This is a genomic window from Bacillus cereus group sp. BfR-BA-01379 (assembly GCF_022663605.1).
Lineage (GTDB): Bacteria > Bacillota > Bacilli > Bacillales > Bacillaceae_G > Bacillus_A > Bacillus_A mobilis.
In genome coordinates this window covers 1-226 of record NZ_JAKUFT010000303.1, presented here as the reverse complement: position 1 = coordinate 226, position 226 = coordinate 1, and the positions used below count along the sequence as shown (strand labels likewise).

The window sequence follows — 226 nt, the reverse complement described above, 5'->3', positions numbered from 1 at the left end:
TGCTACAACACCTACTCCTGGTACTGGAAATCCTGTCTGCACTCCTCCAACGAAAGAAGGAAATGTAGTTGGTACCCCTACTGGAATTCCTGTCTGTACGCCAGCTACTGATGTCGGAAATCCTCCCGCTGCTCCACCCATCCAGCTCGGAATTCCACCGTACCCTTGTTGGCCAGCTCCTCCCATTAACATCATTTGTTCATAACTACCCGATCCACCTCCGAAG

At 51.3% G+C, this 226-nt stretch carries 1 pseudogene; it reads right to left on the bottom strand.

Annotated features, from left to right (window positions below):
• Window positions 1-226 (bottom strand): annotated as a pseudogene (locus MR113_RS27970) (hypothetical protein); the annotation flags it as partial.